At 60.3% G+C, this 24,155-nt stretch carries 22 protein-coding genes and 1 pseudogene; 14 read left to right on the forward strand and 9 right to left on the reverse strand.

Annotated features, from left to right (window positions below; translation table 11 throughout):
• Positions 1-693 (reverse strand): GntR family transcriptional regulator, encoded by a 693-nt coding sequence (locus ACVTFQ_RS28230; protein WP_470424327.1) that lies wholly within the window; start codon positions 691-693, stop codon positions 1-3.
• 194 nt (positions 694-887) lie between these two features.
• Here ACVTFQ_RS28230 and ACVTFQ_RS28235 point away from each other — a divergent pair, with 194 nt between their 5' ends.
• The 8 genes and pseudogenes from ACVTFQ_RS28235 (at position 888) to ACVTFQ_RS28270 (ending at position 9,111) form a co-directional block, all read left to right on the forward strand.
• Positions 888-1,550: an aspartate/glutamate racemase family protein gene (locus ACVTFQ_RS28235; RefSeq protein WP_111564697.1), complete on the forward strand. Its 663-nt coding sequence runs from the start codon at positions 888-890 to the stop codon at positions 1,548-1,550.
• Complete coding sequence (locus ACVTFQ_RS28240; protein ID WP_111564696.1) at positions 1,547-2,908, forward strand: dihydroorotase; 1,362 nt, start codon at positions 1,547-1,549, stop codon at positions 2,906-2,908. Before ACVTFQ_RS28235 ends, ACVTFQ_RS28240 begins: the two co-directional genes overlap by 4 nt.
• Positions 2,909-2,929: 21 nt before the next feature.
• Positions 2,930-3,856, forward strand: a complete 927-nt coding sequence (locus ACVTFQ_RS28245) for a dihydrodipicolinate synthase family protein (protein ID WP_112436902.1) — start codon at positions 2,930-2,932, stop codon at positions 3,854-3,856.
• Entirely contained in the window at positions 3,856-4,614 is a 759-nt protein-coding gene (locus tag ACVTFQ_RS28250) for an SDR family oxidoreductase (RefSeq protein ID WP_112980999.1), read from the forward strand. Before ACVTFQ_RS28245 ends, ACVTFQ_RS28250 begins: the two co-directional genes overlap by 1 nt.
• Positions 4,615-4,617: 3 nt before the next feature.
• A complete protein-coding gene (locus ACVTFQ_RS28255; RefSeq protein WP_111564693.1) occupies positions 4,618-5,763 on the forward strand; it encodes a MalY/PatB family protein in 1,146 nt (381 codons plus the stop codon).
• A gap of 210 nt (positions 5,764-5,973) precedes the next feature.
• A pseudogene (locus ACVTFQ_RS28260) lies at positions 5,974-6,915 on the forward strand (DAK2 domain-containing protein); the annotation flags it as partial.
• A 460-nt stretch (positions 6,916-7,375) separates the two neighbouring features.
• On the forward strand, positions 7,376-7,597 hold the full coding sequence (locus tag ACVTFQ_RS28265; RefSeq protein ID WP_111564691.1) for a hypothetical protein: 222 nt from the start codon (positions 7,376-7,378) through the stop codon (positions 7,595-7,597).
• 233 nt (positions 7,598-7,830) lie between these two features.
• Positions 7,831-9,111, forward strand: a complete 1,281-nt coding sequence (locus ACVTFQ_RS28270) for a GGDEF domain-containing protein (protein ID WP_112989735.1) — start codon at positions 7,831-7,833, stop codon at positions 9,109-9,111.
• 684 nt (positions 9,112-9,795) lie between these two features.
• Here ACVTFQ_RS28270 and ACVTFQ_RS28275 read toward each other — a convergent pair.
• Genes ACVTFQ_RS28275 through ACVTFQ_RS28295 form a run of 5 tightly spaced genes read right to left on the reverse strand, consistent with a single transcriptional unit; the run spans position 9,796 to position 15,645 of the window.
• A complete protein-coding gene (locus ACVTFQ_RS28275) occupies positions 9,796-10,641 on the reverse strand; it encodes a fumarylacetoacetate hydrolase family protein (RefSeq protein WP_111564689.1) in 846 nt (281 codons plus the stop codon).
• A gap of 37 nt (positions 10,642-10,678) precedes the next feature.
• The gene (locus tag ACVTFQ_RS28280; RefSeq protein WP_112436898.1) at positions 10,679-11,989 is read right to left on the reverse strand and encodes an MFS transporter; all 1,311 of its coding nucleotides are present in this window, start codon (positions 11,987-11,989) and stop codon (positions 10,679-10,681) included.
• Positions 11,990-12,040: 51 nt separating this feature from the next.
• Positions 12,041-13,618, reverse strand: a complete 1,578-nt coding sequence (locus ACVTFQ_RS28285; RefSeq protein WP_413396850.1) for a bifunctional 3-(3-hydroxy-phenyl)propionate/3-hydroxycinnamic acid hydroxylase — start codon at positions 13,616-13,618, stop codon at positions 12,041-12,043.
• A 34-nt stretch (positions 13,619-13,652) separates the two neighbouring features.
• Positions 13,653-14,543: a VOC family protein gene (locus tag ACVTFQ_RS28290; protein WP_111564686.1), complete on the reverse strand. Its 891-nt coding sequence runs from the start codon at positions 14,541-14,543 to the stop codon at positions 13,653-13,655.
• Entirely contained in the window at positions 14,506-15,645 is a 1,140-nt protein-coding gene (locus ACVTFQ_RS28295; protein WP_470424328.1) for an amidohydrolase family protein, read from the reverse strand. The genes ACVTFQ_RS28290 and ACVTFQ_RS28295 overlap by 38 nt, the downstream gene beginning before the upstream one ends.
• A 76-nt stretch (positions 15,646-15,721) precedes the next feature.
• Between ACVTFQ_RS28295 and ACVTFQ_RS28300 the strand changes: the two genes are divergently transcribed.
• From ACVTFQ_RS28300 to ACVTFQ_RS28310, 3 genes are all read left to right on the forward strand, one after another.
• On the forward strand, positions 15,722-16,417 hold the full coding sequence (locus ACVTFQ_RS28300; protein WP_111564685.1) for a GntR family transcriptional regulator: 696 nt from the start codon (positions 15,722-15,724) through the stop codon (positions 16,415-16,417).
• Between the two features lie 273 nt (positions 16,418-16,690).
• The gene (locus ACVTFQ_RS28305) at positions 16,691-16,957 is read left to right on the forward strand and encodes a type II toxin-antitoxin system ParD family antitoxin (protein WP_111564684.1); all 267 of its coding nucleotides are present in this window, start codon (positions 16,691-16,693) and stop codon (positions 16,955-16,957) included.
• Positions 16,954-17,256 (forward strand): type II toxin-antitoxin system RelE/ParE family toxin, encoded by a 303-nt coding sequence (locus ACVTFQ_RS28310; protein WP_111564683.1) that lies wholly within the window; start codon positions 16,954-16,956, stop codon positions 17,254-17,256. The genes ACVTFQ_RS28305 and ACVTFQ_RS28310 overlap by 4 nt, the downstream gene beginning before the upstream one ends.
• A 201-nt stretch (positions 17,257-17,457) precedes the next feature.
• On the opposite strand, the gene ACVTFQ_RS28315 is transcribed toward ACVTFQ_RS28310, so the two are convergent.
• The 3 genes from ACVTFQ_RS28315 to ACVTFQ_RS28325 form a co-directional block, all read right to left on the reverse strand.
• Positions 17,458-17,730, reverse strand: a complete 273-nt coding sequence (locus tag ACVTFQ_RS28315; RefSeq protein WP_112991152.1) for a hypothetical protein — start codon at positions 17,728-17,730, stop codon at positions 17,458-17,460.
• Between the two features lie 82 nt (positions 17,731-17,812).
• Positions 17,813-18,589 carry a molybdopterin-binding protein gene (locus ACVTFQ_RS28320; RefSeq protein WP_112436897.1) on the reverse strand — a complete coding sequence of 259 codons (777 nt, stop codon included), beginning with the start codon at positions 18,587-18,589 and terminating at the stop codon, positions 17,813-17,815.
• On the reverse strand, positions 18,586-19,437 hold the full coding sequence (locus tag ACVTFQ_RS28325) for a cytochrome b/b6 domain-containing protein (RefSeq protein WP_111564680.1): 852 nt from the start codon (positions 19,435-19,437) through the stop codon (positions 18,586-18,588). Before ACVTFQ_RS28325 ends, ACVTFQ_RS28320 begins: the two co-directional genes overlap by 4 nt.
• A 205-nt stretch (positions 19,438-19,642) precedes the next feature.
• On the opposite strand from ACVTFQ_RS28325, the gene ACVTFQ_RS28330 reads away from it, so the two are divergent.
• From ACVTFQ_RS28330 to ACVTFQ_RS28340, 3 genes are all read left to right on the forward strand, one after another.
• A complete protein-coding gene (locus ACVTFQ_RS28330) occupies positions 19,643-20,341 on the forward strand; it encodes a DUF1223 domain-containing protein (RefSeq protein ID WP_470424329.1) in 699 nt (232 codons plus the stop codon).
• 476 nt (positions 20,342-20,817) lie between these two features.
• A complete protein-coding gene (gene nhaA, locus ACVTFQ_RS28335) occupies positions 20,818-21,999 on the forward strand; it encodes a Na+/H+ antiporter NhaA (RefSeq protein ID WP_470424330.1) in 1,182 nt (393 codons plus the stop codon).
• A 149-nt stretch (positions 22,000-22,148) separates the two neighbouring features.
• The gene (locus ACVTFQ_RS28340) at positions 22,149-24,050 is read left to right on the forward strand and encodes a potassium transporter Kup (RefSeq protein ID WP_111564677.1); all 1,902 of its coding nucleotides are present in this window, start codon (positions 22,149-22,151) and stop codon (positions 24,048-24,050) included.
• Positions 24,051-24,155: the final 105 nt, after the last annotated feature.

Raw genomic sequence — 24,155 nt, forward strand, 5'->3', positions numbered from 1 at the left:
TTAAAGCGTCAGCCCCACCTGCCCCGTTGCGACGAGCGCGCCCAGTATCCCCTGGCGCGTATTCTCGTTGTGCTCGACCACGGCGTCGCGCGCCTTGTCGGCATCACGCTTTCGCAGCGCCGCCACGATGCGATGATGGTCGTCATTCGTCTCCGGATTGATGTCGCGAACGCGGGCGCCCATGTAGAACAGCCGCGCGCATTCCTCGAGATGGCTCATGACCAGCGCATAGAGGCGCGGATTGCGCGAGCCGCGCGCGATCGCGGAGTGGAACTCCTGATTGGAATCGACGAAGGTCTTGGTGCTGACTTCCTCGCCGATCACATAGCTGACATCGGCGAGCTGATCGAGAAGATCGAGATCGGCATCACTAAGGTTCTTGGCGGCCAGTGCGGCCGCAGTCCCCTCCAGCATCCCACGGATGGCGAAGAGGTCGTTCATGTCCTTTACCGTCACCGGTGTCACTCGGTAGCCGCGCCGGGGATAAGCCTCCATGAAGCCTTCGACACAAAGCCGCGCCAGGGCCTCGCGCACCGGCGTCTTGCTGACCGACAGCTGCTCGGCCAGCTCCGGCTCCGAGACCTCCACGCCGGGCGCCAGGTCGCCGGTGATGATGCGCTCGCGAAGAACGGCATAAGCCGTCTCCGTCAGCGACTTTCCATGCTTGCCGCTCGACGTGTCCGCTTTAATCAAAATCAATCTCCAGTTTCCGATTTCGGCGGCGTCATCCGTCGAGCCGAGCATCAACATAGGCGAGCAATCCGCCAATTTCCACGAACACTTCGCATCATCAGGCCTGCGCCAACAGAACTTTGACAAGCTAAGTTTTCTGATATACTACGTAATATATTTATTGGACGCAATGCTGTCCCCCAGCAGGTATCGCCTTGTCAGAAATTCTCGTCATCAATCCCAACAGCTCCGTCTCGGTCACCCGGTCGATGGAGACGTGCCTTGGCATCGTTCGCGGCGCCAGCCGCCATGACATTCGTTGCACGGAACTGCAGAAATCCCCGCCCGGCATCGAGACTGACGCACATGTCGCCGAGGTGATACCCAACATTCTCGAAGCGATCGCGGTCTCCGACGCCGATGCCTTCGTTCTTTCATGCTTTTCCGATCCCGGCATCGCCGCCGTAAGAAAGGCGACAACGCGTCCCGTCGTCGGCATCGCCGAGGCCGCCTATCTTGCGGCGCTGGGCCTTGGACAGAAGTTCGGCATCGTCTCGCTCGGCCAATCCTCGATCGACCGCCACCTGCGCTATCTCAAGGTGCTCGGCTTCGACGGCCGGCTCGCCGGTGATCGCTCCATCGACATGACGGTCGTCCAGCTCATGGCCGGCGATGTGGTCGAAACCGTTGCCCGCACGGCGCGCCTGCTGCGCGACGAGGACGGCGCCGACGTCATCATTCTCGGCTGCGCCGGCCTCGGCGGCTATCGCCAGGCAATGCAGGACGCGCTCGGCATTCCCGTCATCGATCCGGTTCAGGCCGGCGTGGCACTCGCCTGCACCACTCTCGATCTGCAATACGGAAGGCACGCATCATGACCTACGACATCGTCATTCGCGGCACCGCCGTGCTGCCCGAGGGACCGCTTGACAATGCCTGGATCGCTATCCGCGACGGCAAGATCGCCGCGATTGGCACCGGCGAGGCGCCTGATGCGGCCCAGAGTTTCGACGCCGGCGCGGACCTGCTCATCCCCGGCGTCATCGACGGCCAGACGCACGCCTGCAGCTATGGCGGCCTGCCGGGCATACGCTCCACGACGCGCTCGGCGGTTGCCGGCGGCATCACCACCATCGTCGACATGCCCTACGACAATCCCGATCCGCTCAACTCGGTCGCTAAGCTGGACGCCAAGGTCGCAGCAATCCGCGAGAACGCCCACACCAACGTCGCCCTCTACGGCACGGTCATGCCCGGCCAGTCCACCGACGAGATCGACGGCCTGATCAAAGGCGGCGTCGTCGCCTTCAAGATCTCGACCTTCGAAAGCAGCCCGACCCGCTTCCCGCGCATCTCCTCCAACCAGACGCTGGAGATCTTCACCGCGCTGGCCGAGACCGCGATCCCGCTCGGCGTGCACAATGAAGACCAGGAAATCGTTCGCGCCAACATCGCCGCCGCCAAGGCCGCCGGTCGCGACGGCATCGAGGCGCATTCCGAAAGCCGACCACCGGCCGCCGAAATGGCCGCGACCGCGCAGTTCCTCGAACTCGGAGCCGCCGCCGGCGCGCACGCCCACATCGTGCACCTGACGACGACGCGTGGCTTCGACCTCGTCGAAAACTACCTGACGGACGGCTATCGCGCCACCGGCGAACTCTGCGTCCATTATCTGTGGCTCGACCCCGAAATCGACGGCCCGGCGCTCGGCGCCAAGATGAAGGTCAACCCGCCGATCCGCCCCGGCCAGATCGAACTGCTCTGGGACGACGTCGTGGCGGGCCGTGTCGCCTTCGTCAGCTCCGACCATTCGAGCTGGCCGATCGACAACAAGTTCACGGCATCGATCTTCGACGCCGGCGCCGGCGTTCCCGGCCTCGAGACCCTGTTGCCCGCCTTCTACACCGGTGCCGAGATACGCGGCTTCGATGCCGTGAAGCTGACCGTCGAGCAGCTGTGCGAACGCCCCGCCAAGTTCTTCGGCCTGTGGCCGCAAAAGGGCGCGCTTGTCGTTGGCGCGGATGCCGACATTGCCATTCTCAAGATGGAATCGCAGGTCTGGGATTCGTCCAAGGCCCATGATGAGCTCCGCTGGAGCCCCTTCGACGGCCGCGAATTCAGCGTTCGCGTCGCCCGCACCTATGTCGGCGGCAAGCTCGCCTATGATGGGACGGAGATCGTCAATGCCCCCGGCGACGGCCAGTATGTCGGCCGCGGCAATTCCGCCTGGTTCTGAGTGTTCTAGCGAGGAGAATACATGTCACACATCACAGCCGACGCCTCGGGCGTCTTCGTCATCGCCTGCACCCCTTTCGACGAGAGCGGCGCGATCGACGCGGCCAGCATCGATAGCATGGTCGATTTCTATTATGGAAAAGGCGCCGACGGCCTGACGATCCTGGGCATGATGGGCGAGGCGCCGAAGCTGACCCAGGCGGAATCGATCGACGTGACGCGCCGGACGCTCGCCCGCTCGGCCGGCAAGCCCGTCGTCGTCGGCGTTTCCGCGCCCGGCCTTGCCGCGATCGGCGAACTGACCAAGGCGGTGATGGATATCGGCGCTGCCGGCGTCATGGTTGCGCCACCGTCCAGCCTGCGCACCGACGACCAGATTGCCACCTATTACCGCGACGTCGTCGAAACCATCGGCACCGACGTCCCCGTCGTGCTCCAGGACTTTCCGCTGGCAACCGGCGTCCAGATCAGCTCGAAAACCCTCGGGGCGATCTTCGAGGCACATCCGAGCATCGTCATGCTGAAGCACGAGGACTGGCCCGGCCTGCAGAAGATCGCCGACCTGCGCGCCGCCGAGGCCAAGGGTCGCCGACGCGTCTCGATCCTGTGCGGCAATGCTGGCGTCTTCCTGCCGGAGGAAATGCAGCGCGGCGCCGATGGCGCCATGACCGGTTTTGCCTATCCAGAAATGATGGCCGGTGTTTGCCGACTCAGCAATGAAGGCCGGCATGAGGAGGCTCATGATCTCTTCGACGCATATCTCCCCCTCATGCGCTACGAGCAGCAACCGGGTCTCGGCCTCGCCGTTCGCAAATATGTATTGGCCAAGCGCGGCGCGATCGCCAGCGCCGCCCAGCGCCGCCCCGGTGCGGCATTGAATGCAGCGGCGGTGGCCGAAGTCGAGCGGCTGATTGCCCGCCAGGAAAAGAAACTAGGAGCTTTGAACTAATGGACCTGCAGATCTCTGGTAAAAAGGCACTCGTTCTCGGCGCCAGCCGTGGCCTCGGCGCCGCCATCGCGGCCGGCCTTGCGGCCGAAGGCGTCAAGGTCTTCGCCGCCGCCCGCGGCGCAGACAAGATCCAGGCGACCGAAAACATCGTTCCGGTGGCCGTCGATCTCTCCGATGCCGCTTCGGTCGCAGTGCTGATCGAGAAGCTCAACGCGGAAGGCGGTGTCGATATCGTCGTCAACAATTCCGGCGGCCCGAAGGCCGGTCCGGCGCTCGGTCAGTCCTCGGAGAACTGGGTTGCCGCCTTCCAGTCGATGGCGACCTCAATCTTTTCGATCACCGACGCCATGCTCACGGGCATGATCACCCGCAAGTGGGGGCGCGTCATCACCATCGGCTCCTCCGGCGTCGTCCAGCCGATCGCCAATCTCGCTTTGTCGAACGGCGTGCGCGCCGCTGTCGCCGGCTGGTCGAAGACGCTCGCCTCCGAAGTCGCCCGCCACGGCATCACCGTCAACTTGATCCTCCCCGGCCGCATCGCCACCGACCGCGTTCGCGAGCTCGATGGCATCAAGGCCGAGAAGACGGGCGCCTCGCTTGAGGCGGTTCAGGAAGCATCGCGCAACGAAATTCCGGTCGGCCGCTACGGCAAGCCCGAGGAGTTCGCGGCCGTCGCCGTATTCCTGGCGAGTTCTCAGGCGAGCTATGTCACGGGATCGTCCATCCGCGTCGATGGCGGCATGATCAGAGGACTGTAAGCAATGACCGATTTCGATGCTGTGCACGAGCGCCGCGGCACTGGCAGCTCGAAATGGAGCAAGTATCCGGCTGACATCCTGCCCATGTGGGTCGCCGACATGGACTTTCCGGCGGCACCTGAGATCGTCGACGCCATACGCAACCGGCTCGAACATCCGATGCTCGGCTATGGCGTCGCCCGCGACGAGATGCGCGCCCGGATCGTCGAGGACATGGCCTCTAAATACGATTGGTCGATTACAGTAGACGACATCGTGTTCCTGCCGGGCGTCGAGCCCGGCTTCAACATGGCGTTGAAGGCCATGCTGGAGCCCGGCGACGGGCTGGTGGTGCAGACGCCGGTCTACCGCCCCATCCTCAATGCAGCCGGCCATTGGGGTCTGGTTCGCAACGAAGTGCCGCTCAAGACAACCGAGCAGGGCTACGTGATGGATGTCGACCCGCTGGCCTCCGCGCTTGCCAGATCACGCGCGCTGCTTCTCTGCAATCCGCAGAACCCGACCGGCAAGGTATTCACAAGAGACGAACTCACCGAGATCGCCACGCTCTGCGAAAAGAATGACGCGCTGATCATTTCCGACGAGATCCATTGCGAACTGCTGTTCGACGCCCGCCGCCACGTTCCGATCGCAACGCTTTCCGAGGAGACGGCGAACCGTACCATCACCCTGATGGCCGCCAGCAAAACCTACAACATCGCCGGCCTCAAGACCGCGTTCGCGATCGTTCAGAACCAAGAGATCCGCGAACGCTTCGTGCAGTCGAAGCTCGGAATGGTCGACAGCGTCAACGTACTCGGCCTCGAGGCGACGATAGCGGCCTACACACATGCCTCTGCCTGGAAAGAGAAGATGCTCGGCTATATCCAGGCCAACCGAGACTATCTTTCCGAACAGGTGGCGTCCCGTTTCCCCGCCATCCGGCTTGTGAAGGCGGAAGCCACCTTTCTTGCCTGGCTCGACTGCGGCGACATGGGGCTCGCTCCCGATCCGCAGGCGTTCTTCCTCGAACACGGCAAGGTGGGATTCAGCGCCGGATCGGAATTCGGCGCCGCTTACGGAGACTACGTCCGTGTCAATTTCGGCTGCCCACGATCGCTGCTTAGCGAGGGCCTCGACCGAATGGAACGTGCGCTGGCCATGCGCTAAGCCCCGCGAAATTTCGAAGCTTTTGATGCCATAGCCAAACCCTGCATCGCGCAGGCTATGGCCTAGCCTTTCGCTGCGGGGATTTCACGGACTTGGAGACGATCCAATCGGTTGACAGCCTAGAAAGACAATCTCGGGGGGAGCGGCTGTTTGATGGTGACCTCGGCCTGTCGATTGAGGACGGCAAGAGGATTATGGAAGCGCTGCAGGCTGGGTGCAACGAAATACGAAGAGCTCTTCGTGCTCTGGACGGCGATCGCCGCACGGCTTGAGGCTGCCGGCCTCGAAGCCGTTATGCCGGAGGCCGGCGAATTCGTCACCAGCCTCGACATGCAGGCTTGCTCGCTGACGGTGCTCTGGCTGGACGATGAGCTGGAGCCGCTCTGGACGGCCGCCTGCGATACGCCGGTGCTGCGCCGCGGAGCGACGTTCACCACCGTTCCTGCCACGGAAGCGCTCGACGACAGCGACACACTCGCCAACTTTGCCAAAGCCAGCGACGTCTCCAAAATCGAGGGCAAATGCGTAGCAGGCGTAATCGAGGAGATCGCGCTTACACTGAAGGAAGCGGAAGAAGAACTTGGTCGCATCGACGCCGTTGCGGGTGACGGCGACCATGGTCAGGGGATGCGCCGCGGCTCGGCCGCAGCTCTCGATGCCGCCAGGGCAGCCGTTGCGCTCGGAGCGGGTGCGGCCAGTGTTCTGGCCGCTGCGGGCGATGCCTGGGCTGATCGCGCCGGCGGCACCTCTGGCGCCATCTGGGGCTTGCTGCTCCGCGCGTGGAGCAACGCCTTGAGCGATACGGCCGCAATCGAAAAGCATGCCGTCGTGAGAGGCGCCCGTCTGGCGCTAGACAGCGTGACCCGTCTTGGCCGCGCCCGCCCGGGCGACAAGACCCTCGTTGACGCACTCGTGCCCTTCGTCGAGACCCTGGAGAAAGAAGCTGCTGCCCGCAAGTCGCTGTCCGAAGCATGGTCTGCTGCAGCGGATGCGGCAAAGGCTGCCGCCGATGCGACTGCAACGCTGACCCCAAAACTTGGTCGCGTCCGTCCGCTTGCTGAAAAGAGCATAGGTCATCCTGACGCCGGTGCAGTCTCTCTGGCGTTGGTGTCGCGGGTAGCCGGAAAATACATCGCAAGTGAGAAAGGTTAGTGCCGAGCACCGAAGATTGTTCTCGCGCTCCAACCGCAGGTTAAGATTGCCTAGAGCCGCCGAACGCGGACAGCGTTCGGAGACGGTCGAAGTCGTTTTTCATCCCGCCGTTAAGGCTGCGAGGATTTCCGGGGGCGATCTGCCACACCATAAAACCTGTCCCGGCACTCAAGCAATCGATAGACCCATTGTGCAAAGAACAATCCTAGCTCCGGTAAACTTTCGTAATTTGCCCGACACGTTAGAAGGTCACCTACGACGTTGGCCAGGACCGCAGGATGGGCAAGTCGAAAGCTGGGACATTACCGTTCCTTAAACAAGTCGCTTGGCCCGTGTTTTGCGCGGGCCAAATGCTTCCGAGAGCTTGAATTCTCGACGCTGCGGTGGAAGCGCAGATACGAGCGATAGTCATCTTTGAATTTTCTGGTATTACGCAGAGACAGCGTCGGGAGCAGGCGTTATGAAGAGTTTGGTTCCGGACAAGTTTTACCGGGCTCGATCAAACAAGTATGCAGGTGGGAGAACGACGATCGTCCAGGTTTCCACGATCTTCGGCGAGTCCCCTGATTTCTGGACATTGGCGGTGCCGGGGTCCGACGAGCACCACATGATCGGCGATTTCGAGATTATCGCCCCTGTTGAGCCGCTCGAAGTCTTCCCTGTACGTTACGCTGCCGAATAGAGCCCGATCCGCCGGCGGTTCCGACCGACCAGCGCTCGCGCGCTCAAAGGCAGTGGATCTGGTCCTTGAACTTGACCGAGCTAACCGTCGGACATCCCCCTGACCCATAGCGACACAGTTATCAATTTTGCAGCCGCGGCAGATTAAACATCGGTAGACAATACAGGGTCTGCAGGAGACCGTGTTTGCGCGCTACCCCTTGCCTGTGACGCTGCCCTTGCTAGTTCATCCCAATGGACGCCGTCAGATCAACAGCCGCGGGCGAGCCACCAACGCCATTTCCGCGCACGCCACCTCAAAGGTTGAGCCCAGAGATCGACAAGGAAGTCGAGCGGCAACTCACCAGACGCACACGCGAGATCCGCCTTACCGGAGAACTCGCTCGCCTTTTTCGCGAGCGCTTTTGGTCTCAGACTTCAAAGATCATCCGAGCTTGGATGATGTGGGTCATTGTGCTCGATGCGCTGACGCTGGCTCTCAATGCCGTCCTCCTTCCCACCGAAACGGTCAGATCAATGCTTCTGCCCGCGTTGATCCTACCGCCCGCGGCCTTCATTGCTGCGGCCGTCTTCTCGAAACCCCGCCCCCTATGGGCACAGGGCGCGGTCGTCCTGGTGAGTGTCTTCTTGATCTTGCTGTCGGTTGCGTTGGTCGGCGTCAGCTCCGGAGGCGAATTCTACGAGCGGCACCTGACCATAATGCTTTTCGTCGCGGTCACCGCGATCGTCATCTTTCCGGTACCGCTTGGCTGGTCAATGACGATCGCAGCTTATGCTTTGGGCCTCTACCTATTCTTCCAGCTCAGAAACGCCGACATTGGTGCGGGAAGCGCTGTGGCCGGAACGTTGTTTTTCGCATGCGGCGTGGCCGCGACGCTCGTCGCCCGTCGCACCGCCACCATCCTCTCCCAGAAGACCTTCCTGCTCGAGTTGCGGGATCGCGGCCGACTGGCGGATCTGGCCGAGGCCAATGCTCGTCTCGAACTGCTGGCGCGGACAGATCCCCTGACTGGAGTTGCCAATCGTCGCTCAATGACTGAAACCATCGAGCGTTGTTGGAAGGGAGCGACCGGATCTAACTTTGGCGCCGCCATGCTCATGTGTGATATCGACGACTTCAAGAAGCTGAATGATAATCTCGGGCACGCGGAAGGCGATCGCTGTCTGGTCAAGGTCGCCGGCATCATCCAGAGCAGCATTCGCAACGAGCACGATCAGGTAGCGCGGTACGGAGGCGAGGAATTTCTTGTCCTGCTGCCGGGGGCATCTGAGGCAGATGCGAAAATCATTGCAGAAACCATCCGCAGCAGGGTGCAAGCCGCCGCTCTCCCCAACCCGACCTCACGGGTTGCGTCGCATGTCACCATGAGTATCGGCGTGGCCGCTTGTAGGCACGACCTTGATACGGGGTCGCCCGAGCAGCTTCAGCGGTCTGCGGACGCCGCACTCTATGCTGCAAAAACTGGCGGTCGCAATCAGGTGGCTGTATTCACCCCGAAGACTAACAAGACCTGAGAGCCAGCGTACTTTGGTTGGTCATTCGGCGCCCGCGGCCTGATGTACTGCATCTGACGTGGGGACATTGGTGCGCGTTGCGCACTTTCCGACGTAGGTGCCGATCAACATGGTGGTTATTTCGCCGAGCGACCGGTGACCATCGTTGAAGAACTGGATGGCGGCGCGCCCAGTGTGTGCGATGCCTGGTCGTCGGGAGCAACCTCGTAGTAGCGATACGAAAAAACAAAGTCGTCGATGCCCAGGCGATCTTGGACAGCTCTCGCCCAGTCGACGTCGCGGCGCGCTGTGTAAGCTCCATCCAGCAAGGTTGGACCCGCTTCGATGAGGCAGCTGATCCCTACACTCCGGAGCAGATCGAGGCAGGGCGCCAGCGTTATCGTCGAGTCTAAGCGAAGCTTTAACGCGAATTCTTTTAGGAGGGCGGCCCAACAGCCCGCGATCCTTACATTCCGCCGACCTCCACGACTGTTACCTGAAGGCCGTGAGTAGTTACCGGTTGGTTGCCATTTAACCTCAGCGCTGAGATAGGCAGTTCGGGCGACGGGAGGCTGATGCCTTCTTGGCGTGATGGGAACCGAACTTGCGACAAGCTTTCGGCTAAGATCTGAACGCCTGAAATTAGTATGCATCCCAGAGGATGCCGAATATCGGCATCCTCTGGGACCGCACGCAGTCCAGTAATCAGACTTCCTCGACGATCGGGTTGCTCAGGATGCCAAGCTTGTCGATTTCAACCTCGACAAGGTCACCAGGCTTCATCCAGAGCGGAGGGGTGCGCTTGGCGCCAACGCCGCCTGGCGTGCCACTGGCAATGACATCGCCAGCTTCAAGGCGCGTAAAGCTAGAGCAATATTCAATCTGCCGCGCGATGTCGAAAATCATCTGGCTGAAGGTGGCATCCTGCACGACCTGACCGTTCAAACGTGTCTGTATGCGCAGATCTCCCAAGGGGCCGAGTTCATCCGGCGTCATCATCCAGGGACCGAAGGCGCCGGTATCCGGAAAGTTCTTGCCCGGCGTGAACTGGTGTGTGTGTTTCTGGAAGTCTCGAATGCTACCGTCGTTGTAAATGGCATAGCCAGCGACGTGGTTAAGCGCGTCTTCACGCGAGATATACCGGCCGGGCTTGCCGATGATGATGGCGAGTTCGCCTTCGTAATCGAGATCGGTCGAGACCTTGGGGCGCACGATCGGCGCTAGATGGCCGGTCTGGCTATTGGCATAACGTGCGAAAATGGTCGGGTTTTCGACTTCCGAACGGCCGGTTTCCTGGCGGTGCATCTCGTAGTTCAGCCCGACGCAAAGGATCTTGTCCGGGTTCGGCACGACGGGCAGCCATTCGATATCGGCAAGGGGTGTCGCCGCAGCGGAAGCCGCGGCCTCCGCCACCCCCGCCAGGCCGGCCGTGATGGCTGCCTTGAGATCGGCATAACGGCCGGCAAGCACGGCACCGACATCGCGGAAGCTCTCCTGGTCGACAACGCCCCATGTCGTGCGGCCGGCTATTCTGACGGTGGACAGTCTCATACGTTCTTCTCCTTGAGTGCTATGAAGTGGCGGGCCGTCAGGCCCGCTGCATGTGATCGGAAATGCGGCTGCGCTCGCCGAAACGCTGGATGGTGCGGTCCGGGAAGATCAACGCGAAGGCGGAAATCGCACCGATGATGAGGATAGCGGCGGTAAACATCATCGCGTTCGCATAGCCCTCGGGAAGGTGCTCGGGGCCGGCGTGCTGCACGATCATGCCGGTGATGGCATTCGATGCGAGGGCGGACACGGCATTGGCGGAATAGATGACGACGATGAGCTTGCCGCGCTGGACGGCCGGAGCGACGGCACCGAGCGTAATCGGGCCATAAATGGTGGTGAGGCTAGGTGCCGCAAAGGCGATGGCGATTAGCACCAGTTGCAACCCACCGCTGACATGAACGGAACCGATCAGGGCAAGACCGCTGACCAGCAGGGCATAGCCGGAAGCGCTGCCGAGCGTCGTGCGCTTGCTGACGCCGCGCTGCAGCATCCGCTGGGCGATCCAGGAGCCGATCAGAAGAAGTGGCGACTGGAAGATGTAGACGGCGGAAATGACGCTGCCGGTCTCCATCTGGCTGTAGCCCAACCCCTGCTGCAGGAACGGCGGCAGCCAGGTCGCGGACATGCCGACGATCCAATAGGACATAGTCGACATGATGATGACGCCGATAACCGTTGGATCGAGCCAGAGCTTGCGGGCGGGTATCGGTGCCTCGGAAGGCTGGCTTGCAACGGTCTTTTCGTTGCTCGCCGCATAGGGACCTTCGCCGCCGATGAACAGCCAGGCGAAAATCCAGCAAATGCCGATAACGCCGCAGAACAGGAAGCCGGTGCGCCAGCCATGCTGGACGATGATATAGGTGAGGATCGGGCCGCCCGCGAGCAGGCCGACGCTGATGCCCTGAAGAACGACGGCACTTGGCACGCTTCGCTTTTCCGGGCTGAACCAGTTATGCGCGGCATGCAGTGCCGTCGGCAGGCCCGGTCCCTCGCCAAGACCGAGAAGGATGCGGCAAACGACCAGAACCGTTACCGAGCTGGTGAAATAGATCGGTATCTGCGTCAGCGACCAGATCGCCGCCAGCACCACCAGGATCCACTTGATTGGCACGCGACCGATGACGAACAGGCCGACGAGTACGCCGGAGATCGAGAACAGCAGGAAGAAGCTGCTGCCGATCAGGCCGAACTGCTGCGGCGAGATCTGCAACTCCTTCATCATCGGCACTGCCGACAAGCCGAAGACGAGCTTGTCGAAGAAGTTCAGCGTTTGAAACAGGAAAAGGAGGGCGAGAACCGCGAATGGGCGCCACGCACTGCCTTTCTGGATTGCCGTATCGGTCATGTTTTCCTCCCAGAACCGTATCAGGATATGATCAGCAGGTCGCGCCGCGCCTTATGCGAGGCGGCGATGCAGATCCGAAAGTTGTTCGTTGAGATCGGCGAGCGATCTTGCCGCGCCGAATACGTAGTGGTCCGGCCGGACGATGACGGCGACCGCACCATTGCGATCGAACCAATCGGCCAGAACCCCGTCCTTCTCCTGAAGAACGGAGGCTTCGCCATTGCCCTTGCCTGCCGGAACGACGGCATGCACGGCGAGGCCCGCAAGCTGCGCGCCGAGCCCAGCCCCCTCGCCGGACGCGATCTTGCGGCCATCGAGGAAGACGCGCCAACCGGTACCCGTTACCTTGTCGAGCAGTGTCGTGGCCGATGGCTCGACGATCGACGGCTGCGGAAACAGGACGCCTCTCGCCGGCGTTCCCTCGGCTGCAATGAGGCCTTCCTCAATCGGCGGAACGATATCCTGGCGGGTAATCGTCAACGGTTGTCCGCCGCCCTCGGCAAGAATGCGCGCATCGCGCGCTTCGGCCGCTGCCGGATCGCGCTCGCAGATATTCTGGCCGATCGCCTTGATCTTGCCGGTCAGCGTCCGCACGTGTCGGCGGCGCTCGACGGTATATGTATCGAGAAGGTCGGGCGAGGATTCTTGCCTGAGTACCCGGTCGAGCTTCCAGACGAGGTTCGACACGTCCCGCAGGCCCTGGCACATGCCCTGGCCGATAAAAGGCGGTTGCTGGTGGGCGGCGTCGCCGGCAATGGCAATGCGGCCGCGCCGCCATTCGTCGGCGACGAGCGCATGGAAACGGTAGGCGGCGGCGCGCCACAACTCTCCATCTTCCGGCGCAAGCCAGGGCGCCAGCAGCATCCAGACATTTTCCTGCTTTTCCATTTCGCGCGGGTCTTCGCCGGGCAACAGCATGATTTCCCAACGACGATGATTGTTCGGCCCCATGATGAAACTCGTCGGGCGCGCCGGATTGCAGAACTGCGCGGATGTCGAGGGAAGTTTAGACAGGGCTCCGTCATGAACCTGGACATCGACGACCAGCCACGGCTCGTCGAAGACGAGATCCTCGAGCTTCATGCCGGACAACTGGCGGACCGTGCTCCAGGCGCCGTCGCAACCGATGACATAGCGCGCAGAGACGGTGCGGACACGACCAGCGGCATCTTTCAGCCTGGCCAGAACCTCTTCGCCAGTATCGGCAAGATCGATCAGTTCGGTGCCAAGCTCGACGGTTACGCAGTCGAAGCTTTCGGCATGGCGGCGCAGCGCCACTTCCACCGGCGGCTGGGTGAAGACCATGCTCGGCGTATAGCCGAGCGGATAGGGCTTTGCGACCATGTCGATGCGACGGATGAGTTGTCCCTTGGCGCCGAAATGCTGAGACGCGGTGAACGGTGCGACATAGGGCAGAACCTGATCGGCCACGCCCATATTGTCGAAATGGCGCAGGATCTCGTGATCGATCGCGATTGCCCGCGGCTTGTCGTAGATCTCAGTCAGGCGCTCGACGACAAGAGTTCGGTGGCCTTTCTGTCCGAGCATGCCGGCGGCAACGGCGCCGGCCGGGCCGAAGCCGACGACGAGGATATCGATATGATCGGAAACTTCGCTTTCAATATGCACTGGCATGCCTCTAAAAACTGTTCGTCGGGTCGGTCTATTGGGCGAAGGCGATGGCGGTCTGGGCTTTTTTGCAGGCCTCGCTCTTGGGTAGCGCGATGCCCCAGTGATCGGTCCGGCCCGGTGGCCAGACCCAATCGGACGGGCCTTTCACCCGGTAGTCGTCATCGACCTGGAGGACCTCGGCCGTGTATTCGATGACGACGCCGGTCGGATCGACGAAATAGGCAAACACATTGTCCCCCGGTCCATGACGGCCGACACCCCAGCCGATCGGATAGCCAGCATCGGCGATCCTGCCGGAGCCGCGCATGACCGATTCCAGGTTCGGAACGAGGAAGGCCACATGGTTGAGCCCGTTTTGCTGCGCCTCGGCCAACACAACAGCATGGTGATCGTCGTTGCAGCGCAGGAAAGCCATCAGCTTGGAGCGGTCGGTAAGGCGAAACCCGAGGACTTCCTGATAGAAGGTAGTCAGAGCCCCGATATCGGCGCTATTAATATTCACATGCGCCAAGCGGGTCGGACGATTTTCGACCTCCGTGCCAGCCTTACGGCTGTCGCCATGGACGAATTCCAGCACCGAACCCTGCGGCTCGCGAATGACGAAGCGGCGGCCGCCGGAGGGGGCATCCGCGTCTCCGATCGTGCGCAGGACCGTGCAGCCCGCTGCCATCGTTTTGTCGAGAAGGTCGGCGAGATCCTCCGCGGAACGGACGCGAAAGCTGATCTTGCGTAGTTCGGCACGTTCTCCCTCCTTCAGTTCCAGCACATGGAAATCATCTCCGCTGGCCGCCAAGAACACCTTGCCGTCCGCCTCGGCGACCACTTCAAGGCCCCAGACACGTGTGTAGAAATCAACGGAACCGTTGAGATCGGGCGTCGACAGCTCAACGCTGCGCAGCGCCGAAACGGGAAAGTCGCTCATCTGAAGAAACCTTGTCCAAAGCCAGATATTCTTGCGCGTTGGCGAATGTCAGCCGTTCGCGCAGGGTGAGATCCGCAAAAGTCGCCTCGATACGGGCGACCGGGTCCGCCTCGCGGAAATTGAATGGGTAATCCGTGCCAATCAGCACCTTGTCTTCCCCGAAAATCGAAACGAGCCGGCGCAACGTCTCTTCGTCGAAGACGAGCGAATCCACATAGAGGCGGCGCGCAAGCTCGACGGGCGCTTTGGGCATCACTTCCCTGACGGCCGGAAAGACTTCATACCCCTGCTGCAGACGCGGCAGCAACGAGGCGAATGTGCCGCCGCCATGGCTGAACGCGATGCGCAGCTTCGGAAATTTTGTAAGAAGTCCGCCTGTGATCGCCGAGGCGGCCGCAAGCCCGACATCGGTCGGATAACCAAGGATCTGTTGCAGGGGGGCCGGCCCAACGAGCCTGTCCATGCCGGCCGGCCTGACCGCATGAACAAAAACGGCAGCACCCAGCGCTTCCGCTTCCGCGAAGAACGGATGCAGGCGCGGATCGCCGACCGGCATGCCGTTGATGTTGCTGCCGATCTCTACGCCGGCAAAACCCAGGTCGCGTATCACGCGATGAAGTTCCGCGATGGCGAGATCGAGATCCTGCAGGGCAACGCCGCCGAAGCCGGCGAAACGCCCCTCGCCCTCCGCGACCAGAGACGCGATCGTATCGTTGACATGGCGCACAAGATCATTGGCCGGGCTGGCGTCGAGCCAGTAACCGAAGAGTTCCGGCATGGGCGACAGCACCTGCAGCCTGATCCCTGCACGATCCATTTCCGCAAGCCGACGTTTGGCCATCCAGCAGGCATCGCTGACGGTGCGGTAAGGCTTATCGTTGATGACGATGGTGGCGTGGCATTCGCCGGCATCTACCATGCTGGGCCAGCCTGCCGTCGACACGCCTCCCGGCGCCCCCGGGAAACGTGACGGCACGACATGACAGTGGACATCCACGGCGCAGCAAGTGCACGCGGCTCGTCTCTTTGGCATCGATGTGAAAGCTCCAACCATTCGTCCTCTCCCTGCCGTACCTTTAATTATGCAAATTTCGTAACGCAAGCCAAAAATTTATAAATTCCAAGTCAATGGCAAACTGTGTATATAAAATCGGAAGTCATCAGAAGCTGGGAGCATCATGAGTATCGGGATTGTCCATGGAGCCGTTGAAGCGCCTGCTACCTTGGCCACCGGCATCTACGAGCGATTGAAAGCCGACATCCTTTCCGCACAGCTTGAACCCGGGCGGAAACTGCAACTTCGGTTTCTCATGGAGCATTACGGTGCGGGGCAAACACCGCTACGCGAGGCGCTTAATCGGCTTACCACGGAGGATTTGGTAGTCGGGAAGGAACAGCGCGGTTTCTTCGTCCAGTCCATCAGCCTGGAGGAGCTGGCGGAACTGACTAAAACACGCGGCTGGGTCGAGGGAACAGCACTACGGGAGTCGATCGCGAACGCTACTCCCGCCTGGGAAGAAGCGCTTCTGGTTGCGCATCACCGGCTTGATCGAACCCCGAGATCGCTCAACCCTGACAATTTTGAGAACAATCCCGAATGGGAGCGCTGCCACCGCAAATTCCATGCCCTGTTGATCGGCAACTGCGGTTCTCGTCCGTTGATAGCGTTTTGCGAGCAGCTCGCCGACCGGCTTTCGCGATACCGAGCTTTATCAAGCCGAAAATCGTTTAGAGTTCGCAAGGTTGGCGAGGAGCATGATGCACTGCTTCGCGCTGTGCTGGATTCACAGCCCGACGCGGCAGTTGAACTACTTGTTGCACATTACGGCCGAACCGCTGCATTCATTCAGGAAAGCATTGGCAACCCAACGTGAACCAATCGCGTAGGGCCCAGGTCTTGATGAGATATGAACTGCCGACCCAGCAGTTATGCTAGCTTCATTTCGCATCGCAAAAGCGCCCAGTATAGGTTTGTCTAGCCGTTGCGCTCAGCGTGGCCGAACTGGATGACGCTCGGCCCAATAAGATGGTCGACAGGTCTGGCAAGGCGGCGACTGCCGGCGCTGAAGCTCACCAAAAGAATGCTCGCCTTGGTAATAGTTGATAAATGGCTTATGACTTCGCCATCACAATAGATGGAGGATCACATGATCAGCGCAGATCTGGGAAAGCAGCTCGAAAGCTATGTCCAGCAACTCGTTGACACAGGGCGCTACGGTTCGAAAAGCGAAGTCCTGCGTGAAGGCGTGCGATTGGTCCAGGATAGGGAGACCAGGCTCGCCGCGCTGGATGCTTCCATCATGCGCGGTATTGCCGATGCGGACGCTGATCGAACTAAGGCAGCGAGCGATGTTTTCGACCGCCTCGACGCCAAGTATCGGACGATGGCTGAGAAGGCCGAAAAATCGGTATGATCCTTGAATTTTCCAGGGAGGCCGAACGCGATCTTGAGCAGATCGCTGATTATATTGCCGAGCACAATCCACAGCGCGCGCGCGCCGTTTCATTCCTCCAAGAACTCCGGAGTAGTTGTTACGGTCTCGTCGAGAGTCCGAATGGCTTCGCCGTCGTCCCCCGCTTTGAACACTATGATATTCGCCGACGTGTTCACGGCAACTACCTGATCTTTTACCGCGTTGTACGTGCTAAGGTGATCATCATCCACATCCTGCATCGTGCCACCGACTATGGCGCCATCCTTTTCGGCGAATGATCCCAAGGGTCTATCTTTGGTAATGTGGGGCAGTGCGGCCAAGTTGAGTAACGCGAGTTGATGAGATTCGAACCTACGACCCGCAGCTTCTGCCGCGTAGGTGATCCAAGGATTCATCGCGTCCGATTGAACGGCAAATAACAGGCTCGCATTGCACAGCACGAGAGGGGCGGCAAATGTGCCGCCCCTTGCCCCAATGAACTACATCTTGCCCATGCTTTTCATCGCATTGTCCATGTGCATTTTGCAGTCGTCCATTTTTTTGGCCGCCATCGAGTCCTTGGCCATCATCATTTCCTTCGATGCCATTTCTTTCTTTTCCTTCATCGCAGGATCGCTCATCGCATCGATGCCGGACTGCATCTTCATCATCGAGCCGTCGTCGCATTCCGCCGCCATCATCGCGTCCTGGGCAAAGACAGGCAGCGCCGAAGCGGCTGCCAGAATGATAGCAGCTAGGGTGCATTTCAACATGGTATTCTCCTCCTTGTGGGCACCATTGCCCGTTGCAAGACTCTCGGGCGCGAAGCGCTGCGCAGATCCGCTTCGATTTACGTTAGATGCCGGCGTACCATTCGTAGCCGCGGTCCTCCCAGAAGCCGCCCTTGCCTCCCCATAGACCGGCAAAACTGTGCGTGATCTCGATCCTCATCAGATATTTCGCATGCTTGTAGCCAAGGTGGCGTTCGACGCGCAGGCGTAGCGGGGCGCCGTGAGCGACCTCCAGGTCTTTGCCATTCATCTCGTAAGCAAGGATGGTTTGAGGATGGAAGGCGTCGATCAGATCGATGCTTTCGTAATAGGTGCCGCTACCATCCATCGTTTGCTCGAGCTCGTCGGCGCAATGAAACACCACATAGCGCGCACCTGGCTTAAGCCCTGCACTCTGCAGCAGCGGCCCAAGCGGCGTGCCCGTCCATTTTCCGATGGCGCTCCATCCCTCTACACAGTCGTGGCGGGTAATCTGCGTGCGCGAAGGCAAGCGCTTCAGGTCCGTAAGAGACAAAACAACGGGACGCTCGATTAATCCATCGATCTTCAGCCGCCAGTCAGCAAAGCCGGTTTCCATCATTCGCGCATAGTCTTCACTGTCGGGCGCCGTCGAGCCGTTTGGTTTGAACACCGGCGAGATGTCGGGTTCGGAAAACTCGCGCGCCAGCGTGTCCTTGGAGACAAGCAGCCGCTGGCCGCGCATCGTCAGCCGCTCCGCCATTTCAAGGACGCTCTGGACATTCGAATTCTGCGCGACGTCATCGCAACCGCTCAAACCGAGGGCGGCGAGGCTGGCTGCCGAACCGGTCAACAGGCGGCGGCGGGTGATTGAGAACGTCATGGCTCGCCTCGCTCTGTTTCGATGGCATATCGGCCAGTGATCATCGAACGCATGTTGTTCCAGAGGCCCGAAAGGATGACCATCGACACATGAATGATCACGAAGGCGACGATCGACCATGCGCAGATGAAATGGATCGATCGCGCCGATTGGCGGCCGCCAAAAAGATCGAGCAGGAAGGGGTATCCGGCATCAATTCCGGGAGACATGGTCAGTCCCGTTGCCAACATTAGCGGTAGCAACACGAAAATGACGATCAGGTAGGCGAGCTTCTGCAGCGCATTGTAATGCCTCGCCTCCTCGCCTTTTGGAAAGCGCAGCCGTGCGTGGTCCGCGATCTCCCGACCCAGATGCCGTGGTGTGAGTTGCTCCGCGGTTGGCGCCAGATCGCGGTGAAAATGTCCGCGCACGAAGCCATACAGGGCGTAGAGCGAGCCATTGATCACGAACAACCACGCGAAAAAGAAATGCCAGCGCCGGCCGGTGGCGAGATCCTGGTAGCTCGGGATCGTGGCCCAGGCTGGAAAGCCGCGTTCGGTCGCTCCGTCGCCGACACCTGACAAGCCGAGAAAGCCCGTGGTGTTAAGCTGCACATCCCCAACGGTTAAAACTCCGCGCGTACCGCCGTCCTGCTCGACCGTCCCGATCGACAGCCAGGACGGATCGGCATCGGCGCCATATTGCCCCCAGTAGAGCGATGGATGTGCGTTGAAGATCTGCAGTCCGCTCATCAGGAGCAGGCTCAGACAGAGAACATTGATCCAGTGAGTGATCCGCGTCACCAAGGAGTGTCGGCGGATGAAGATCCTTTCCGGCGGTGCGTCGCTGTGGTTGTCGAGTGTCGCCATGATCGGTTTCGATGTCCGGTTACGTCACATTCCCGGAGTAAGTACGCAGGCCGCCCACGACTTGTTACAAGCGGCGGCAATGTTTTTTGCTGCGTAGCTTTTGCCAGCATTGCGCTCGCAACCCGTCACGAAAGCGTGATGCCGTAACGAAGGGTGCTTCTCTCGCGAAGGAGGATGAGAGGAAGATCACCAAGGGAGTTTAATCATGAGATATTTGAGTGGATTGAGGCCCGCAGTGGCTGCGCTCGTCTTGAGTTGCGGCTTTATCGCGCATGCGGATGCCGGGCAATCAACAGCGATCGTCGAACTATTCACGAGCCAAGGCTGTTCTTCCTGCCCTCCAGCCAATGCCAATCTCGTCAGGCTCAGTAAGGAACCGGATATACTGACGCTGAGCTTTTCGGTGACTTATTGGGATTATCTCGGCTGGAAGGACAGTTTCGGGAAGAAGGAATTCACCGACCGGCAGACGGCCTACGAGCCTGCACTCGGCCAATCCGGCGCGTTCACACCGCAGATGGTTATCAACGGGCGCGAGTCGATTGTGGGTCAGGATTTCAATGAGATCCGGCGCGTCATCGACTCCGAGCCCGCTTTGCCCGGGCCGTCGATCTCTCTGTCAACACATAGCGTCGTGGTTGGCGCCGGGAAAGGCATTCCAGCGCCGGTCGACATCTGGCTGGTGCAATATGGACCAGGCATCGTCCAAGTGCCAGTTGCCAGAGGCGAGAATGCCGGCGAGACATTACCTCACGCTCATGTCGTCCATGAGCTACAGCGTCTCGCCACTTGGCAAGGGGAGACGGTGATGTTGCCGATCCCGTCTGCGCACCGAGGTCTCAAGAGGGCCGTCATCGTCCAAGAGCAAAACGGAGGCAGGATCGTCGCCGGAGCAACGGATTGACCGGCGCGGTGCGCAACTAAACGGTTAGCGCTGCTGGTCTAGGGGGGGCTCCAGAGCGGACGTTGTTGCCGTTTGGGGAAACGCGTGCATATCGGGCGATGTTCATAGCCAACGGGTGTGTCAAGGATAGTAGACGGCGCAGCTTCAAACGTTGGTTGAGTTTGCATTACGTAGGATCATTCCGCCTTGAAAGGATATGAACCGGCGAACTTTTTCTTGCACGATTTCCGTACTATAGCGCGGCAAAGGCAGAAAATGGGTCCCATCCTACCTTGACCAACACGGATACTCTAGCGCAGCTCGCTATGGTCGCGGCTAGCAGTTTCGGGTGGTTTTCGCACCCCTGAGGGAACGATTTTGCTGGAAGTCGACGTCTTGCTCCACTATTCAAATAGATGGCGTGTGCTGCGTGCGCCACGGGATTCCCCGAAATCGACGGAGACTACGATCAACCTTCCACAAGGGAGCGCTGACCTATGTCGTCGCCTATCTCTGCGGGCCGTATTCGGTCCACCCTTCGCCAGTTTCTCGACAATGAAGCATCTGGCGGTCTCGTGCTCATGGCTGTCGCGCTCGTTGCCATCGTGACAGCGAATTCGCCGGCTGCCGAGGCTTACTTCCACGCGCTCCACGTCTTCGTTGGCCCACTGAGCCTCCAGCACTGGATCAACGACGCCCTGATGGCGCTGTTCTTCCTGCTGGTCGGCCTCGAGATCAAGCGTGAGATGCTCGATGGGCAGCTTTCCTCCTGGAGCCGGAGAATTCTGCCTGGGGCGGCAGCGCTTGGCGGCATGGTTTTCCCCGCCTTGTTTTATGTTGGACTCAACTGGGAGAACCCGGCGGCTCTCCGGGGCTGGGCGATCCCTACCGCGACCGACATCGCTTTCGCTCTCGGCGTGATTTCGCTCTTCGGCTCTCGCGTGCCAGCTTCGCTGAAGATCTTCCTTGCCGCCCTCGCCATCATCGACGATCTCGGTGCGGTCGTGGTGATCGCTCTCTTTTATACCAACGATCTCAACATGTTCGCTCTCGCCGGAGCAGCCATCGTGCTAGCGAGCCTCTTTGGCATGAACCGCGCGAACGTACTGACGCTCTGGCCCTACCTCGTTCTTGGCGCTGTGCTATGGCTTTTGGTCTTCCTGTCGGGCATCCACGCGACCCTCGCTGGCGTCCTTCTCGCGCTGACGATCCCGCTCAAGCTGACGCCAGGAACACCGGAAGCCACTCATCAGGAATCTCCGCTTCATCATCTTGAGCACCTGCTGCACAAGCCAGTCGCCTTCGTCGTTGTCCCGATCTTCGGATTTGCAAACGCAGGCGTTTCCTTCGCCGGAGCGTCCATGTCCATCTTTTCAGAGCCTCTGACGATGGGAGTGGCGACCGGGCTGCTGCTAGGCAAGCTCGTCGGAGTGCTCGGTACCGTCGCCCTTCTGGTGAAACTTGGCCTCGCCGACCTTCCCGCGAAAGCCAGTTGGGGTCAGATGACGGGGGTCGCGGCGCTTTGTGGGATTGGCTTCACCATGAGCCTCTTCATTGGGCTTCTCGCGTTCGACGATCCTACAATCCAGGACCACGTGAAGATGGGAATTCTGCTCGGGTCTGTGGCGTCCGGAATTGTCGGTGCAGTCATCCTGGGGACATTCAAAAGGCGCGCCTGACTGACCGGAAACCCTGGCCCGTCAAATGCCGCCCTCGTAAACAGACAAATGTGTCATCTCGAAACCTTGGCGGGGCGACAGCACCGAAGATTTTTTGACATCCTCGCCTGAATCGCAACCTGGCGTAAAACTGACAGAAAGGCCGCCCAGTGTCTCAATCAGAGCTGCGCTCAGAAGATTCGGAAGTAGAGCACACCAAGCATGGCGGTCTGCCCGCACTTGTTCTGGCAGCGCTCGGCGTGGTCTACGGCGATATTGGGACCAGTCCGCTTTACGCATTCCGAGAGGCGCTACACGCCACGGCAGGTAGTGGTACCCACCGTGACAACGTCCTTGGCATCTTGTCCCTCATGGTCTGGGCACTGACGATCGTAGTGACGATCAAATACGTGACCTTTGTCTTGAAGGCCGATAACCGGGGTGAAGGCGGCACGCTCTCACTGATGACGCTCGCCCGCGGGAGCCTTCCCCGGAGGTCCGTCTGGATTCTTGTACTGGGCGTCGCGGGCGCGTCGCTGTTTCTTGGAGACGCCATCATCACGCCCGCGATCTCGGTTCTGTCCGCGGTCGAGGGCATTCAGATCGTTGCACCGGGTTTGTCGAAATGGGTGGTGCCGATCACGCTGGTGATTATTGCGATACTCTTTTTTATCCAGCGATTTGGCACGGGCGGTGTCGCGGCCGTGTTTGGCCCGATCATGGCGCTCTGGTTCCTCGTGCTGGGCATCAGCGGTGCCATCCATATCCTTGATGACCCGGCCGTACTTTCGGCGACTAACCCGGCTCACGCCATCACATACGCGGTACAAAACATCGGCATCACCATCACGGTCCTTGGGGCGGTCTTTCTGGCGGTCACTGGCGCTGAGGCGCTATACGTGGATCTCGGGCACTTCGGACGCCGTCCGATCGTGTTGGCATGGTTTCTGATGGTCTTCCCTTGCCTGCTGCTTAACTACTTCGGTCAGGGTGCATTCGTGCTTGCGAACCCTGGGATGTCCGATCATCCATTCTTTGGTATGCACCCGGACTGGGCCAAGCTGCCGATGGTCTGCCTTGCTACTGCCGCAACCGTCATCGCCAGTCAGGCCGTGATTTCGGGGGCTTATTCGCTTGTCCGCCAGGCCATGCACCTCAATCTTTTGCCCCGCCTGCAGATCCTGCACACGTCGGAAACTCACTCCGGCCAGATCTTCATGCCGCAGGTGAACTCGTTTCTGTTCATCTTTGTCGTGGCCCTGGTACTATATTTCAGAAACTCCAGCGGGCTGTCCGCTGCCTACGGCATCGCCGTCACTGGTGAAATGCTCATCACATCGATCCTGCTATTCGTGGTGATGCGGCACATCTGGGGTTGGAAGCGGAACAGTGCGCTCGCCGTGGTGGCGCCATTACTTCTGATCGATCTCGGATTCTTCGCTGCGAACGTTGCGAAATTCGCGGATGGTGGCTGGGTTCCGGTGGCGGTCGCCTGCACGATGGGCCTGATCATGCAGACATGGATGTCCGGACGTCGACTTCTGTCAGCCCGCACGAAAGCGGATGAGATCCCGCTGGACGCAATCATCAAGAAGTTGGCGCACAAGAAGCCACCGACCGTACCCGGCACGGCCATCTTCCTCACGAGCGACGTTGAGGGAGCCCCAACGGCCCTTCTCCACAGCCTGAAGCACTACAAGGTACTACACGAGCAGAATGTGATCCTCAGCGTTGTCACCGCCGCGACACCGTTCGTACCTGATGACGAGAAAATTTTCCTGGAGAGCTTCAATCCGCTTTTTAGCCGCCTGGTTCTGACGTTCGGATACATGGAGACGCCGAATATACCCCGCGCGCTTGTGTTGGTACGGAGGCTCGGTTTCAAGTTCGACATCATGTCGACGTCGTTCTTCCTGTCCCGGCGCACGATCTTGCCGTCGAAGAAGGGCGGAATGCCGTTCTGGCAGGATCGCTTGTTCATCGCGCTCGCGCAAAATGCTGGTAACGCGACCGATTACTTCGGCCTGCCGTCCGGCCGGGTGGTGGAACTCGGTCTGCAAACGACGATTTGAACGAGCGGAGTTGGCGACCGCATGTAGGGAAACGTACGAGACCGAACGGTCGGCGCTGGCGGCGCTTACGCTAAACCTTGGGGATGAGTTGGAGGGCCCGGCAAG

The organism is Rhizobium sp. O111 (assembly GCF_055616315.1).